The organism is Corynebacterium sp. MSK122 (genome assembly GCF_030229435.2).
In the GTDB taxonomy this organism is placed as follows: domain Bacteria; phylum Actinomycetota; class Actinomycetes; order Mycobacteriales; family Mycobacteriaceae; genus Corynebacterium; species Corynebacterium marquesiae.
The window spans coordinates 18,245-33,612 of sequence record NZ_JASPHV020000006.1 but is presented as its reverse complement, the minus strand read 5'-3'; the positions used below and the strand labels follow the sequence as shown (position 1 = coordinate 33,612).

The 15,368-nt window shown below is 59.5% G+C and carries 11 protein-coding genes; 5 read left to right on the top strand and 6 right to left on the bottom strand.

Going from position 1 to position 15,368, the window contains the following annotated elements; translation table 11 throughout:
- Positions 1–3: 3 nt before the first annotated feature.
- Together QP934_RS03875 and QP934_RS03870 are read right to left on the bottom strand one after the other, a co-directional pair.
- Positions 4–2,133, bottom strand: a complete 2,130-nt coding sequence (locus QP934_RS03875) for a PTS fructose transporter subunit IIABC (RefSeq protein ID WP_419126851.1) — start codon at positions 2,131–2,133, stop codon at positions 4–6.
- A 13-nt stretch (positions 2,134–2,146) separates the two neighbouring features.
- Positions 2,147–3,112: a 1-phosphofructokinase family hexose kinase gene (locus QP934_RS03870; protein WP_284791062.1), complete on the bottom strand. Its 966-nt coding sequence runs from the start codon at positions 3,110–3,112 to the stop codon at positions 2,147–2,149.
- A gap of 198 nt (positions 3,113–3,310) precedes the next feature.
- Between QP934_RS03870 and ptsP the strand changes: the two genes are divergently transcribed.
- A complete protein-coding gene (gene ptsP / locus QP934_RS03865; protein ID WP_284838840.1) occupies positions 3,311–4,999 on the top strand; it encodes a phosphoenolpyruvate--protein phosphotransferase in 1,689 nt (562 codons plus the stop codon).
- A gap of 21 nt (positions 5,000–5,020) precedes the next feature.
- Here ptsP and QP934_RS03860 read toward each other — a convergent pair whose 3' ends face one another.
- Together QP934_RS03860 and lexA are read right to left on the bottom strand one after the other, a co-directional pair.
- Positions 5,021–5,803, bottom strand: coding sequence for a DeoR/GlpR family DNA-binding transcription regulator (locus tag QP934_RS03860; protein WP_049377410.1), 783 nt, complete (start codon positions 5,801–5,803; stop codon positions 5,021–5,023).
- 358 nt (positions 5,804–6,161) lie between these two features.
- The gene (lexA, locus tag QP934_RS03855; protein ID WP_198493192.1) at positions 6,162–6,866 is read right to left on the bottom strand and encodes a transcriptional repressor LexA; all 705 of its coding nucleotides are present in this window, start codon (positions 6,864–6,866) and stop codon (positions 6,162–6,164) included.
- Positions 6,867–7,595: 729 nt separating this feature from the next.
- On the opposite strand from lexA, the gene nrdR reads away from it, so the two are divergent.
- Positions 7,596–8,054 carry a transcriptional regulator NrdR gene (nrdR, locus tag QP934_RS03850; RefSeq protein ID WP_005328590.1) on the top strand — a complete coding sequence of 153 codons (459 nt, stop codon included), beginning with the start codon at positions 7,596–7,598 and terminating at the stop codon, positions 8,052–8,054.
- Here the strand turns inward: nrdR and hrpA are convergent.
- Positions 8,051–11,938 carry an ATP-dependent RNA helicase HrpA gene (hrpA, locus tag QP934_RS03845; protein ID WP_419126850.1) on the bottom strand — a complete coding sequence of 1,296 codons (3,888 nt, stop codon included), beginning with the start codon at positions 11,936–11,938 and terminating at the stop codon, positions 8,051–8,053. The genes nrdR and hrpA overlap by 4 nt on opposite strands.
- 106 nt (positions 11,939–12,044) lie before the next feature.
- On the opposite strand from hrpA, the gene QP934_RS03840 reads away from it, so the two are divergent.
- Positions 12,045–12,953, top strand: a complete 909-nt coding sequence (locus tag QP934_RS03840) for a hypothetical protein (protein ID WP_340418828.1) — start codon at positions 12,045–12,047, stop codon at positions 12,951–12,953.
- Positions 12,954–13,041: 88 nt separating this feature from the next.
- Here QP934_RS03840 and QP934_RS03835 read toward each other — a convergent pair whose 3' ends face one another.
- On the bottom strand, positions 13,042–13,986 hold the full coding sequence (locus tag QP934_RS03835; protein ID WP_239273033.1) for a hydrogen peroxide-inducible genes activator: 945 nt from the start codon (positions 13,984–13,986) through the stop codon (positions 13,042–13,044).
- A 160-nt stretch (positions 13,987–14,146) separates the two neighbouring features.
- On the opposite strand from QP934_RS03835, the gene QP934_RS03830 reads away from it, so the two are divergent.
- Both QP934_RS03830 and QP934_RS03825 read left to right on the top strand, forming a co-directional pair.
- On the top strand, positions 14,147–14,740 hold the full coding sequence (locus QP934_RS03830) for a peroxiredoxin (RefSeq protein ID WP_023021385.1): 594 nt from the start codon (positions 14,147–14,149) through the stop codon (positions 14,738–14,740).
- 97 nt (positions 14,741–14,837) lie between these two features.
- Positions 14,838–15,362, top strand: coding sequence for a carboxymuconolactone decarboxylase family protein (locus QP934_RS03825; RefSeq protein ID WP_049377405.1), 525 nt, complete (start codon positions 14,838–14,840; stop codon positions 15,360–15,362).
- The last annotated feature ends 6 nt before the right edge of the window (positions 15,363–15,368 follow it).

Genomic DNA, 15,368 nt, shown 5'->3' with positions numbered 1-15,368 from the left:
GGTTTATGCTGCCACGTTCTGGGCGGCTTCTTCGACGGCCTTGTTAGGCCAGAACTGTTTCATCGCCAGCACCGCCGCAGTGGAGACAACCACGCCGGCTGCAATGGCCACGAGGTAGCCCCAGAACGGGTCGATGGCGAAGAAGACGAACACGCCGCCGTGCGGGGCACGGGAACCGACCGACAGGGCCATCGAAATCGCGCCTGTCACCGCGCCGCCGGCCATCATCGAAGGGATGACGCGGAACGGATCGGCCGCCGCAAACGGGATGGCGCCCTCCGAGACGAAGGACAGACCCAGCAGCCAAGCAGACTTGCCGTTCTCCTGCTCGGCCGGGGTAAACAGAGATTTGCGGATAAACGTAGCCAGAGACAGCGCAATCGGTGCGACCATGCCGGAAGCCATGACGGCGGCCATGATCTGCATGGAGGATTCGTCACCGGTGGACAGCCCGGCCGTCGCGAAGAGGTAGGCAGCCTTATTGACTGGGCCGCCCAAGTCGAAGCACATCATCAAGCCGAGGATGATGCCAAGGAGCACGGCCGAGGAGCCGGACATGGACGATAGCCAATTTTGCAGGCCGTCCATGATGGCTGCCAACGGTGCACCCAGCAGCAGGTACATTGCAAGGCCGACGATTAGCGAGGTAAGCAGCGGGATAATGACGACCGGCATGAGCGAGCCCAGCCAGCGCGGCACTTTCCAATTGCCAATCCACATGGCGATAAAGCCCGCCAGAAGACCAGTTACCAGGCCACCGATGAACCCAGCGCCCAAGGTGACTGCGATCGCGCCGCCCGCGAAGCCCGGGGCGATGCCCGGACGGCCGGCGAGCGCGTAGGCGATATAGCCCGACAGCGCGGCGACAATAAAGCCCATAGCCGCTTGGCCGACGGCGAAGAGAACAGCGCCGAGATAGAGCAAGAACCCGGAGCGCTCGAAGTGCATGAGTTCGCCGTCAACGGTCACGTCATGGCCGGGGAGGTTGCCGAGCGAAAAGTCCGTCGATAGTGCTTGCCAACCATTTGCCATATCGGCACCACCGAAAAGAAAGCCGAGGGCGAGCAGCAGACCACCGGCCGCGACGAACGGGACCATATAAGACACGCCGGTCATAATGGCTTGCTGGATGCGCTTGCCCCAACCGAGAGACTTGCCTTCTTCTTCCGCATCGGCACGGGTAGCGGTGCCGGAGACTTTGTGCGCGTGGGGGTTGTGCGCGGCAGCGACGGCCTCATCGAGCATGGTGCCGGGCTCATTGATGGCGCGCTTGACGCCGGATTCGATTACCGGCTTGCCAGAGAAGCGCTCGCGATCGCGCACGCCGACGTCCGTGGCGAAGATAACTGCATCGGCCGCGTCGATGGTGGCTTGAGAGACAGACTCATTATTTGACGAGCCTTGGGTCTCTACGGTCAGCGAGACGTCGTCACGCTCGGCTGCGGTCTGGGTCAGCGCGTCGGCGGCCATGTAGGTGTGAGCGATGCCGGTGGGGCAGGCGGTGATGGCCACGATGCGGGTGACATCGGCCGAAGATTCCGAGTTAGTAGGGGTTGCGGCCGAGGGCGCGGCGGCGGAGGAGCCGGCGGCACTGGCACCGGCACCGGCGCCGGTTGCGGCAGTGCCGGCAGTAGCGCCCTGGGCGGCCGGTTCTTCGGCTGGCTTCTTCTTCGGCTTTTCGGCATTTACTACGTCCAGCACAAGCCGAACGATTTCTTCCTTGGTGGGTGCGTTGCGAAGTGCCTCGAGGAAGTCCTTGCGTACTAGGGCGCGGGCCAACTTGGACAAAATCTTCAAGTGGGCTTTGCCGCCGCCGGCCGGAGCGGCGATGAGGAAGACGAGCTGAGCGTCGCCGTCGGGCCCGGAGAAATCCACGCCGCGGCTCAGACGAGCGAATGCGAGGGTAGGTTCGGTCACGGCCTCGGAGCGGCAATGTGGAATGGCGACTCCGCCAGGGACGCCGGTACCGGCCTTGGCCTCGCGGTCAATGGCGGGCTGTGCCAAACCGGCGATGTCGGTGGCTCGGCCGGTGTCATGGACCAGCGTGGCCAGGTTGGTGATAACGGAGTCAACGCTGTCGCCGAAGTCGGCGTCGAGCGCGACTAGGTCGGTAGTGATGAGGTCGGAAGCCATGTTTAGGCACTCCTTAGGCTAGCGAGTTTACGGGGGTATGTGCGATATCGAGTTCTTCTGGGCGGGGGAATTGGGTGCCTTGTTTGGATGCAGCCGCAGTTCCGTAAGCCACCGACTGCGCGAGGCTATCGGCCGGCGACTTACCGGCGGTGCGGCCGAGGAGGTATCCGGCGAGCGCGGCGTCACCGGCGCCTACGGTGGATTTCACCGTTGTTGGCGGGGGAGTTGCAGCCCAAGCGCCGTCCGCGGTAACCAGCACCGCGCCGGCACCGCCAAGAGTGACGAGTACTTCTGCGATGCCCTGCTTGACGACGTCCCGGGCCGCCCGAACAACCCCCGAGTACTCGCCGCGTGCGGCCTGGTCTTCCAGTTCGCGGCCGTCGGTTCCGGTGAGCTGGCCGAGCTCTAATCCATTGGGCTTAATGAGATCCGGCGCAGCAGAATTGAGGCTTTCGCCAATGGCCTGCATTGGGGCATCTGACGTATCGACGGCAATGCGTGCCTGTGGTGCGGCCGCGCGGACCGCGGAGATGAGATCGCAATACCAATCGGTGTTAACGCCACGCGGCAGGGAGCCGGCTAGAACCACCCAGTCGGAGGCAAGGGCGCGGGCGGTGAGCTCGGAGGTAATGGCGTGGGAGTCGGCGTCGGAAAGCACAGGGCCTGGACCGTTGACCTTGGTGGTAGTGCCATCAGGCTCTGTGATGGTGGTATTGACGCGAATTGTGCCGTCCATGGGGATCGCAGAGGAAGGCAGCCCGGCCGAGTGGATGAGAGTTAGGAAAGAATCGGAGTCGTGGGCCGGGAAAAGAGCCAAGGATTGCTCGCCGGCCAAGTGCACGGCATGGGTGACGTTTACACCCTTGCCGCCAGCAACCTGTGTGACCTCGCTGGCGCGGTGGACATCACCGGAGGTCAATGGCTCGCTGAGCACAAGGGTGGCGTCGATACTGGGATTGGGGGTCAGCGTGAGAATCAAGTTGTCCCTTTCGCAGGTTGTATATTGGGGCCGAACGCCGTTGGAGAGAACCTCGCGGGCATGGCCCGCCCTTAAATGTTGATTCTTGTCCGATTATGTCCGAAAGTCAACAGAATTTCTGTGGTATACATTGCTTTTCTATCCGATTTGTGGTGTTCTGGAAGTTAATAAACCGCTATCTTCGAAGGAAGTACGCTCATGGAAAACGCGTCTGAGTCCACAATCAAAGGAACCGGTGTCGTTGCCGGCGTCGCCTACGCCGAAGCCGTGTGGGTCCGCCCTCGCCCGGCTCTGCCTACCGAGGGAAGCATTGACCCAGAGCAAGCGAGCGATTCTGAATACGACCGCTTCCTTGCGGCCGTAGATACTGTCGCTGGCCGCTTAGAGCAGCGAGCTGCTGCCGCGGAAGGTCAGGCTGCGGAAGTTCTGACCGCAACGGCCGGCATGGTCAAGGACCGTGGTTGGCATAAGGCGGTGCGCAAGAATATCCGCACCGGCCGGGATGCGGAATTTGCCACTGTCGGTGCCACCGATAAGTTTGTCACCATGTTCGAGGCCGCTGGCGGCGTGATGGCAGAGCGCACCACTGACTTGAAGGACGTGCGCGACCGCGTAATCGCAGAGCTGCGCGGCGAGGACGAGCCGGGCCTGCCGCTCGTAGACGGCGAGGCCGTGCTGTTCGCGGACGATTTGGCCCCGGCCGATACCGCGACGCTGGATACCAAGCACATCAAGGCCCTTGTCACCGAGCTTGGTGGACCTACCAGCCATACGGCCATCATCGCCCGTCAGTTGGATATTCCATGCATCGTTGCTGTGGGCGCCGCGCTTAGCGATATTGAAAGCGGCACGTTGGTATTCGTCGATGGTGCAGTGGGCGCCGTCACCCTTGGGGCCGATGAAGAGGCTTCCACAAAGGCAGTGGCCGAGTACCGCGAGCGTGCGGCACGCGTTGCCCAATGGCGCGGCCCGGCTGAAACCAAGGACGGTCACCGTGTGCAGCTGCTTGCCAACGTCGCTGATGGCAACGCCGCCCGTATTGCTTCGGATTCGCAGGCAGAGGGTATCGGCCTGTACCGCACGGAGCTGTCGTTCCTCTCGGCCAGTGAAGAGCCCAGCGTTGACGAGCAGGCAAAGATTTACGGCAAGGTCTTTAATGCCTTTCCTGAATCAAAAGTTGTCGTACGTACGCTGGATGCTGGATCCGATAAGCCTATCTCTTATGCCACGCTAAGCTCCGAGGAAAACCCAGCATTGGGTGTTCGTGGCCTGCGTATAGCACGCGATAATGAGGCTCTGCTGACCCGCCAGCTGGATGCGATTGCGCAAGCGGCTAAGGCTCGCGATGACAAAGCATCCACTTGGGTGATGGCTCCTATGGTTGCCACCTCTACCGAGGCCCAGTGGTTTGCTAGCCTGTGCCGCGAACGCGGCCTGACTGCCGGCGCCATGATCGAGGTTCCGGCCGCAGCGCTTATGGCGGATAAAATCATGCCGCACCTTGATTTCGTGTCCATCGGCACCAATGACCTGACTCAGTACACTATGGCTGCAGATCGCCTGTCGCCACAGCTGGCCTACCTGACCGACCCGTGGCAGCCGGCTGTGCTGCGGCTCATTCAGCACACCTGCATCGTGGGCCAGGCCAATAACGTCGCGGTAGGCGTGTGCGGTGAGGCAGCAGCCGACCCGATGTTGGCCTGCGTGCTTACCGGTTTGGGCGTAAATTCGCTATCCGCAGCGTCGACGGCGGTAGCAGGCGTCGGCGCGCAGCTGGCAGAAGTTACCTTGGAACAGTGCCAACAGCTGGCCGAGGTGGCACTGGATGCGGAAAGCCCTGACGCTGCCCGTACCGCAGTGGTAGAACGCATGGAGTCCTTCGCCTAAAGTAGGCGAAGGATCGGGGGATTATTCGCTGGCGAGCACGACCTCAATTTCGCGCTCGCGCAACGCTTCCACGAAAGAATCGGGGGCAGCGGCGTCCGTAATGACGACGTCAATATCGGCGGCAGACGCGAAACTTACCAAATAGTCATTGCCCAGCTTGCTGGAGTCACACATGACCACTACCTTGTGGGCATTGGTTACAAAGGCGGACTTGATGGCTGCCTCTTGGGAGTCGGCCGTCGACAAGCCATGGTCCAGGGTTAGGGCATTGGTGCCGATAAAGGCGACGTCGGCACGCATTAAAGCTATGGTGCGCAGCGCGGTATCGCCAACGACGGCTTGAGTAATCGCGCGGACCGTACCGCCAAGTAGCTGGACGTCAGGCACGCCATTGCCCGCTAGCGACAGGGCGATGGGCAGGCTATTGGAGACAATATTAAACTGCGCCTGCGGGTATTGCTGTCCAATGAGCTCCGCGAACGCGTTAATGGTGGTGCCTGCGTCCAAGAAAATGCTGCCGCCGCCCTGGGGGAGAAAATCTAGGGCCGCGCGGGCGATAGCCGCTTTTGCGCCGGAGGCGGACCGCTGGCGGGTATCCAGGGTAAGCTCCGCGGTCTGGAAGGATTGGGAGGCTACTGCGCCGCCATGCACGCGATGGACGATACCCTCACGGTCAAGCACCGCAAGGTCGCGGCGAATGGTCTCGGCCGTAACTTCGAAGCGTTCTGAGAGCTCAGTAACGTTAACGCGGCCTTCAACGGCGGTGAGGGAAGCGATTTGGCGACGCCGCTCTTCTGCGTACATGATTCCTCCTTGAATCTAGAGACATCGCGTCATGGCGTGGGGGTAAAAGTTGCCACTTTATGCGGAAATGAAAATCCGGCGATGTTGTTTTGCTTAGTCCATTGTCTCAAAAATCGGGAATAAACGGACTAAAGCAAAAATTTTCACAGCTGCATTGTAGATCTGACGCTCTAAAATGCCTGGTTAGAAGGAAAAGTGCGAAAGTGGGATTTTCGTCTCTTTTGGTGTCCGGGTCCGAATTGGAGCAAAAATGGGGGTAGCAGCAAACGGGCCGCGTCAACGAAGGGTGAACATAGATAGACCCCGCGAGGCCACGCTCGGCCCCTGCGGGGTTATAGAATCTGCGTCGGGTGAGTGCTTAAAGCTTACGGAATACCGATACAACCTTGCCCATGATTTCCGCATCATCGCCGTTGATGGGAGCGTAGGCCTCATTGTGGGGAAGCAGCCATACGCCGGAGGAATCGCGGTGGAACTCCTTGACGGTAGCTTCAGATCCTTCGAGCAGGGCGGCCACGAACTCGCCTTCCTCTGCAACTGACTGGGAACGAATAATTACCCAGTCGCCGTCAAGGATGCCGGCATCCTGCATCGAGTCGCCGACTACTTGCAGCATATAAAGATCGCCGCCACCGACCACCTCGTCAGGCATTGGGAAGTATGTGTCGACGTTTTCCTCTGCGGTAATGGGTGCTCCCGCAGCGATACGGCCGACCACAGGAATATAAGAAACGGCACCTGCATCCTCGGGAATTTGCTGCTCAGGCTTAGCCGGCTTGCGGCCGGGCTTTTTGGCGCCATCATCCGTATTAAGGTGACGAACATCTACGGCACGCGGCTTATTAGGGTCTCGGCGCAAAAACCCTTTCTCTTCCAATTGTTTTAGCTGATAGGCGACCGATGATGTGGACTGTAGACCCGCTGCGTCACCAATTTCGCGAATGCTTGGTGGGTAACCACGCAACATAACGGCGTCACTAATGACATTGAGAATGCGTCGCTGGCGGTCAGATAGGGAGGCGTAATCGGTTTTCTCGGTGGTCTTCTTTGGCTTGCGGCCCATTGCTGGCTCCTCGGAGGGGATCGGGTGGGTTTATAGGTGGTCTGTTAGCTGGCGGTGCTGAAATGTTGCCACACGTCATTTGTAGCACGAAAAGTACAGATGTTCGAGATTTTCGCGTTGGGGTGGACAAGTATTTGAAGCGATGCTATAAATCGAACGTACCAACTAAATCGAACATTATGGCGACTGGATATCATGGCGTGTCGCATGAGGTGCCTACGGTGGGTTCAGTCGTCGAAAGGAAAGTTATGTCTCTGCTGCTCAATTCTCGCAATAACCTGGTAACTCGCAACGCTAGCGAACCCGTAGTGGTGCCTTCTGCGGCCGTATGGGATGTGGAGCGTGGCTACGGTTCTGCGGTCCGCAGTACCGCAAACTCTTGGTATGTTCGAACTCTACGTGTGGAAGATTGCACGACCTATCGTTCGAACCGTACGCCGACCGGAAGGTCTGGGAATAGATCGAATAGGGGTCGAAACAGCGTAGGTGAGTCGAACACAGGTAACTACGCATTGGGCGCAGTGTTTGGTGTAGCGGTCTTTGTGGGCACTTTGTTAGGCGGACTAGCTAGCACTGAAGGAAACAGTGCACCGCAACCGCCGGCCTCTAATGTGCAACAAGTAGAGGCTGCAGTAACACGCTAGGGGAACGATGGGGCGAAGCCCAGTGGTCGAACGGAATTGAAGGTGAGTAAACTACTGGCGTAACAACGTCAGTGAAAGGACCACTGTGTATTGCCCCTTTTGTCACAATGAGCAATCCCGCGTCATCGACTCGCGTGTGGTCGATGCTGGAGCGTCGATTCGCCGCCGGCGCGAGTGTGCTTCGTGCAAGGGGCGCTTTACCACGGTTGAGAAGGCCGTGTTGCTTGTGGTGAAGAGAAACGGTTTGGCCGAGCCCTTCAGTAGAGATAAATTGATTCGCGGTGTGCGCCGTGCCTGCCAGGGGCGAGATGTAAGCGACGATGCCCTGAAGAAGCTGGCGCAAGAAGTAGAGGAGACCGTGCGCAGTCATGGCTCCTCGCAGGTCAACGCGAACGAGATTGGCCTGGCCATCCTGGAACCACTGCGGGACCTTGATGAGGTGGCCTATCTGCGCTTTGCCTCTGTATATAAATCTTTTGAAAGCGCAGATGACTTTGAATCCGAGATTCGGCTGATGCGAAGGCGCGATCGCGAGGACTTTTAACGCAGTTTGTCCACCGCCTTTTGGATACGGCGGAGTGAAACGGCGTGGGCTGTGCCAAGGCGCTGAGCGAAAAGAGAAACTCGAAGTTCTTCGATCATCCAGTGCACGTCCTTGACCTCGCGGGTCTTTTCACGGCCGGCCGGGAGGCTGCGAAGGCGGTTGGATAGGTAGGCCTTGGCGTTGTCTACCTCGGCTTGGCGGTCCGCATCGCGGTCCGGGTCAAGGTTCATGTCCTCTAGACGAATTCGCATGGCTTGGATATATCGCGGTAGATGACGCAGATGGGACATTCCGTGGACAGTGATGGCGTTTCGGGGTAGGAGGAAGTCCAGTTGTGCGCGCATGTCATCGATCGCTGGACCGTCCCAATGAGCGAGTTCCGCTCGCAGGTTGGAGTACTCGGCGAGTCCTGGGGCAATAGCTACTACTGCCTGGCGTACGCGGCCTGGGACTTGGGGCTTGACTGTGTCTTTAAGCTTCTGGAACGCTGCGGGGGTGCGGACGGGTCCGCCGGCTTCCATCATCAGGTCGCGGATCGCGGCGACGCGGGCGTCGTTGACAAGGCCCTCGGCGCCGCCGTGCGGATAGGAATCGACGGCGACGCGCTGTTGCAATGGCAGGCCCTTGACCATTTGGGAGGCGTTGACGGATATCTCACGCATGAGGAGCGTAAGTGTGGTCGTGACCATGGCGGCATCTGCGGCGGCCTTGGTGGGATGGACCTTGAGTTCGACGCCCTCCTTGGTAGCGACCAGGGCAGGGTAGGCGGTGACCTCGTGGCCGTCGACGGTGGTCTTGACCGTGTCATCGATGGTGCCGAGGGTGTCGTCGGTCCATTCGCTGACGGCGGTGGATTCGGAGGTGCGAGAGACGCGAGATACGGAGGACTTGATGTGTCCGGCCTGACGTCGGACGAGCGCCGCGAGGTCGCGGTCGGAGTCGACGATTTTGCCGCGCTTATCGATGGCCCCGTAATTCATCCGCAGGTGGGCGGGTAGCTTGCTGGCCTGGAAGTCGGTGGCGTTGATTCCTTGACCACCGAGTTCGCGGAGGACGTCGGCAAGCTGCTGGGTGATGGGTCCTTCATAAGGGATGAGGCGGTCGATTGCGCGCTCGGCAAACTCGGGCGCGGGTACGACGGTGCGGCGCAGGGCCTTGGGCAGGCTCCGGATAAGCTCGGTGACGAGCTCTAGGCGCAGACCTGGAACGAGCCAATCGAAGCCTTCGGTATCCAATCCGGCGAGCATAGGAATGGGAACCATTACGGTGACGCCGTCGAGAGGATCGCCGGGCTCGAACTTGTAGGTCAGTTCGTAATCGATAGAACCCTTGCGCCAGTGGTCGGGGAAGGATTCCTCGGTGACCTCATGGGAGTCATCGATGAGCTTAGTGGGATCGAAATCCAGCAGATCCGGGGTGCGGCGGCGCTCCTTTTTCCACCACGAGTCAAAGTGGCGGCCGGTGGTTACCTTGGCCGGAATGCGCTGGTCATAGAAATCGAAGAGCGTGTCTTCGTCCACGATAAGGCCGCGGCGGCGGGCCTTTTCTTCGTATGCGGCGGCGTCGTCAAGCGCTTGGGCGTTGGCCTTGAAGAAGGCATGGTGGGTGTTCCAGTGGCCGGCGATAAGGGCGTTGCGGATGAACATATCGCGGGCAGCGGAGGGATCGACGCGGTGGTAGGGCACGGTGCGGTCGGCCACGATGGGCACGCCGTAGAGCGTGGATTTCTGGTGCGCGATAGCGGCGGCGCGTTTGCGAGACCAGGTGGGCTCGGAGTAGTTGTGCTTGAGCAAGTCTGCACCGAGCTTTTCCACCCAGGCGGGATCGATGGCGGCGACATCGCGCGCCCAGAGGCGGGAAGTCTCTACCAGCTCGGCAGCCATGAGGAATTCGGGAGGCTTTTTAGCCAGGGCGGAGCCGGGAAATACCAGGAAGCGGGTGTTGCGCGCGCCCTGGAACTCCTTGGAATTGCCATCGCGGGCACCGATATTGGATAGCAGGCCCGAAAGGAGGGACATGTGTATGTCATCGGAGCGGCGCTCGGTGCCTTCCTGGTAGGTCCAACCCAGTTGCTTGGTGACGTCCTTGAGCTGGCGCACCAGGTCGAACCACTCGCGAATGCGCATGTAATGGAGGAACTCCTGTTTCATGCGCTTGCGGAATTTATTGCCGGATTGCTCGTTGCGGGTTTGCTTGATGTAATCCCATAGTTTGAGCATGGACAAGAAATCTGAGGTCTTGTCCTTGAAGCGGGCGTGGGCTTGGTCGGCCTGGGCTTGGAAGTCGAGGGGTCGTTCGCGCACATCCTGGATGGTCATGGCGGCAACGATGACCATGACATCATCGAGGCACCCGTTGGTATTGGCTTCAATGAGCATGCGAGCCATGCGCGGATCCAGTGGGATTCGGGCAAGATCTCGGCCGATGGTGGTGAGCGAGGGCTTGTCCTGCTTGTCGTGGAGGGCGCCGAGCTCGTGGAGGAGTGTGAGACCATCGCGGATGGCCTTGTGCTCGGGAGGTTGGATGAAGGGGAATTGTTCGATATCACCGAGCTTGAGCGAAACCATTTGGAGGATGACACTCGCGAGGTTGGTGCGCAGGATTTCTGGGTCGGTGAACTCGGGACGGCTTTCAAAATCCTGTTCGCTGTAGAGGCGGATGGCGATGCCGTCGGCAACGCGGCCGCAACGGCCGGAGCGCTGGTTGGCGGAGGCCTGCGAGATGGGCTCGATGGGCAACCGCTGGACCTTGGTGCGCGTGGAATACCGCGAGATGCGGGCGGTGCCGGTATCGACGACATAGCGGATGCCGGGCACGGTAAGCGAGGTTTCGGCGATATTGGTAGCCAAGACGATGCGGCGGCCGCGGTGCTCGCTAAACACGCGGTGCTGCTCTTGGTTAGATAGGCGGCCAAAGAGCGGAGTGACCTCGACATTTTTCCACTTTTTTCCTTCGATGGCCTCCATGGCATCGCGGATATCTCGCTCGCCAGGGAAGAAACACAGGATATCGCCGTCGCCTTCGCGCATGAGCTCTTCGATGGCCTCGGTCAAGCCGTCGAGCGGGTCTTGGTCCACGACTTTTCCGCCGGCCTCGAATTCGAGTGGCCGGTAGCGGATTTCTACGGGGTAGGTGCGTCCGGAGACCTCGATAATAGGGGCGGGGTTGCCGTCGGCGTCGGCAAAGTGGGCGGCGAAGCTTTCTGGGTCGATGGTTGCGGAGGTGATGATCACCTTGAGGTCGGGACGCTTGGGCAATAGGCGCTTCAAGTAGCCCAAGAGGAAGTCGATATTGAGCGAGCGTTCGTGGGCCTCATCGATGATGATGGTGTCGTACTTATTGAGGAAGCGGTCGCGTTGCATCTCGGCGAGCAGAATGCCGTCGGTCATAAGTTTGACGGCGGTGGTCTCAGAGACGCGGTCATCGAAGCGGATGGCGTAGCCAACGGACTCGCCGATTTTCTGGTCCAATTCAGCGGCGATGCGTTCGGCCACGGTGCGCGCTGCAATACGGCGCGGCTGGGTATGACCGATGAACCCGCGGCGGCCGCGACCTAGCTCGAGGCAGATTTTCGGGATCTGGGTGGTCTTACCAGAACCGGTCTCACCAGCGATGATGACGACCTGGTTGTCCCGAATTGCCTCGGCGATATCGTCCTTGCGGGCGGTGACGGGGAGGGCGTTGGGGTAGGTGATGGTGGGAACGGCGGCGTCGGTAAGTGCGACGCGCTCGGCCGCGTCATGGATTTCAGTGCCGATTTCTTGCAGCGCTTTAGGGGCGCGGGCCTTCTTGAGGCGGCGACGGAAGGACCGGGCTTCAGAGAGGGTGACATTGTCGAGTGCAGCGAAAAGTTCATCGCGGGAAGGGGTTTCATTCATAGTCATGACTAGGCACAGAGTTTACCTGCCCGCCAGAAATGAGGAAAAAGTTGTTAAAGTTAAAATACTTATTCATTTTTCAATGTGCATTCCTGAAGGAGGAGCACCGCTTATGACGAACCCGTATTCGGGTGGAAATGACGATTTTCCTCGCTACGAGCCGACCAACCATCCCGAGGATCGGCCGGACTACGGCCAGCTTCCGTCTTATGGCGGCGCCCACGAGGGCAACGCCCAAGGCTATGCCGGCTACCACGCGGGCCAGCCTCAACACACCGGAAGGGTTTCGGCCATAGATGCCGTTTCTTGGGCCTTTCGGGCGGTCTTTAGCAACTGGAAGCTATGGATTTTGGGAACGTTGCTTGCTGGCGTTCTCGGCGTAGTCTTTTTCGCCATTTCCGGCGGAGTCGGCGCTGCGACGGCGAGTGTCGATGGTGATATCTCTGCTAGTTCCACGATCATGCAAATCATTTCCTGGGTGATTGGCATCGTGCTCACTCTAATGCTTATGCGCCTGGCGCTTTTCCAGATTGATGATTCTCGCACCGGGTGGGGCTACCTGTTTAAGAATGTGCGCTGGTGGCAGCCACTAGTCATTATGGTCGTCATCGGCGTTGTGGCGGGACTGATTTCCTTCGTCGTTGTGCGCGGTTCTGCGGCGGGGCTAGCTGGCAATGCCGAGCAGCTTTCCGACGAAGAAGCGTTCACCGCCGTCATGGGCATGCTCGGTGTATTGGCTGTGATTTCACTGATTAGCTTCTTTGTGCAGCCGCTGTTCTCTCTGATGCAGTGGTTCGCGGCCGACGGCGATAGCGTTGGTGACGCCGTGAAGAAGGGCTTTCAGGCAGGTAAGAACAATTACGGTCAGCTGCTACTGCTTTCCATTTTGAACTTTTTCATCATTGTGGCCGGTTTCTTGCTTTTGGGCATCGGCCTCATTGTGGCGTATCCGGTTACGCTCTTGGCGCAGGCGCATATGTTCCGCCAGTGTGCTGGGCGCAATACGCTCCCGCAGGCGTAGCGCACCATAGTTAAAGGCCACCGTTCCAGTTAGGGGCGGTGGCCTTTGGTGTGCTTGGCGACGCCCCCGTGGGGCTTGCCGCAAGCGGCTACTGTCGGGAGCGCTCAATCGCCTTGTTATAGGCGGCGGTGATGAGTGTGCCGAATTCGCGGAACTCCTCGGCGCGAGCTGCGGAGGAACGGAACACGAGACCCACCTCGCGTTCGGCGGTGACATCGGAGGCAAAGTGGGCGATGGCGACGTCCTTGCCATGGCATTCGGTGGCGAGGGCGGATTCGGGGACGAGGGTGCAGCCCAGCCCGCCCATGACCAACTGCATGATGGTGGTCAGGGAGGAAGCACGGGTGACGGAATTGGTGGCCTCGGCGGGGTTGATATTGGCGTGGCGGCAAAGATCGACTACCTGGTCGCGCAAGCAGTGGCCGTCGTCAAGCAGCAGCAAATCCAGGTCCTTGAGTTCCGCAAGCTCGACATCCTCACGGCCAGCGATGGGGTGATCGGGCGGGCAGACAATGGAGAATTGCTCCGTGTAAAGCGGGCTATCGACCATGCCGGTGGCCTCGGATGGAAGGGCCATGATGGCAAGATCCAAGTTGCCGTTTCGCAGGCGGGTAATGAGGTGTTGGGTTTGCTCCTCGACGAAGCGCGGCTCGAGATCCGGGTAAGCCTCCGCAAGCATGGAGAGCAGATCGGGGAGGATGTAGGGAGCAATGGTGGGGATAACGCCGATGGTCAGTGGACCGGCAAGGGTGCCGTTGGCGCCGCGAGCGTGGGCGAGGAAGGTATCTGCTGCTTCAAGCGTTGCTTTGGCGTAGGGGAGGAGGGTCTCACCGGCCGAGGTGACGATGACCTTGCGGGTGGAGCGCTCGATAAGCTGCAAGCCCAATCCCTGTTCGAGGGCAACGAGGCCCTGGGAGAGGGAGGGTTGGGAAATCTCGAGTTTGGCGGCCGCGGTACCAAAGTGCTTGTTTTCTGCAACGGTGACGAAGGTACGCAGCTGAGCAAGTGTAGGGCGATACTCTTTATTATGCATGCCTATTACTCTAACACTTACCTATAGGATTTGCTATTGACGCGAGCGGAAAAGATGGTATAACTGATCGTGTTGGGCCGGATGCGGTCCGGCCCCGCTGCTTGTACGTCAAGCGGCAGGAAACTTAGAGGAAAAGCCTTTGCTAAAGGAGTTGAAGACTATGCCTATTTTGACCGTCGGCGAGAAGTTCCCAGAGTTCAACCTCACCGCCCTGACCGGTGGCGACCTGCACGACGTCAACGCTAACCAGCCGGAGGACTACTTCGAGCAGGTATCCCTGGACAAGTACGAGGGCAAGTGGAAGGTCGTCTTCTTCTACCCGAAGGACTTCACCTTCGTCTGCCCGACCGAGATCGCTGCCTTTGGCAAGCTGGACGAGGAGTTCCAGGACCGCGATACCCAGATCCTCGGCGGCTCCACCGATAACGAGTTCGCTCACTTCAACTGGCGCGCAACCCACCCAGAGCTGAAGGAAGTTCCTTTCCCGATGTTCTCTGACGTGCGCCACGACCTCATCCGTGCACTGGGTGTAGAAAACGCTGATGGCGTTGCTGACCGTGCTACCTTCATCATCGACCCGGATGGCGTTATCCAGTTCGTCTCCGTTACCCCGGATGCTGTTGGCCGTAACGTAGACGAGGTTCTGCGTGTGCTCGACGCCCTGCAGTCCGAAGAGGTTTGCGCTTGCAACTGGGAGAAGAACGACCCAACCAAGAACATCAACAAGATGGACGTCGTTCAGTCGGCACTCTAAATCTCACTGAGATGCAGGTTCACCCCGCTTTCGTGGCGGGGTTTCCTTTTAAATGCAGTGCAGAAAATTCCTATCAAAACCTTAAAGGAGAAAAGCTATGTCTATTGATAATCTGAAGTCTTCCCTGCCGGAGTACGCCAAGGACCAGAAGCTCAACCTGGGCGCGCTGACCCGTTCCAAGGACCTGGACGAGGAGCAGCTCTGGGGCTGCCTGCTGGCATCGGCTGCCGCAACCCGCAATGACACCGTGCTGTCTGAAATCGCGGAGGAAGCAAAGGAGCACCTGTCTGAGGAAGCTATCGAGGCAGCCTACGGCGCAGCCACCGTTATGGCTATGAACAACGTTGCCTATCGCGCCAAGGGTTGGTTGGGCGATGACTACGCACAGGTTAAGTTTGGCCTGCGCATGAACATCATCTCCAAGCCAGGCGTGGACAAGGCCAACTTCGAGCTGTGGAATACCGCAGTCTCCGCCATCAATGGCTGCGAGCACTGCCTGGGTGCTCACGCTCACGAGCTCAACGAGGCTGGTCTGAGCAAGGAGCAGGTCTGGGAGGCCGTTAAGGTTGCGGCCGTCGTCCAGGCTGTGGCACAGGCTGTCCAGATTGAGGCCGCACGCTAAAATAGT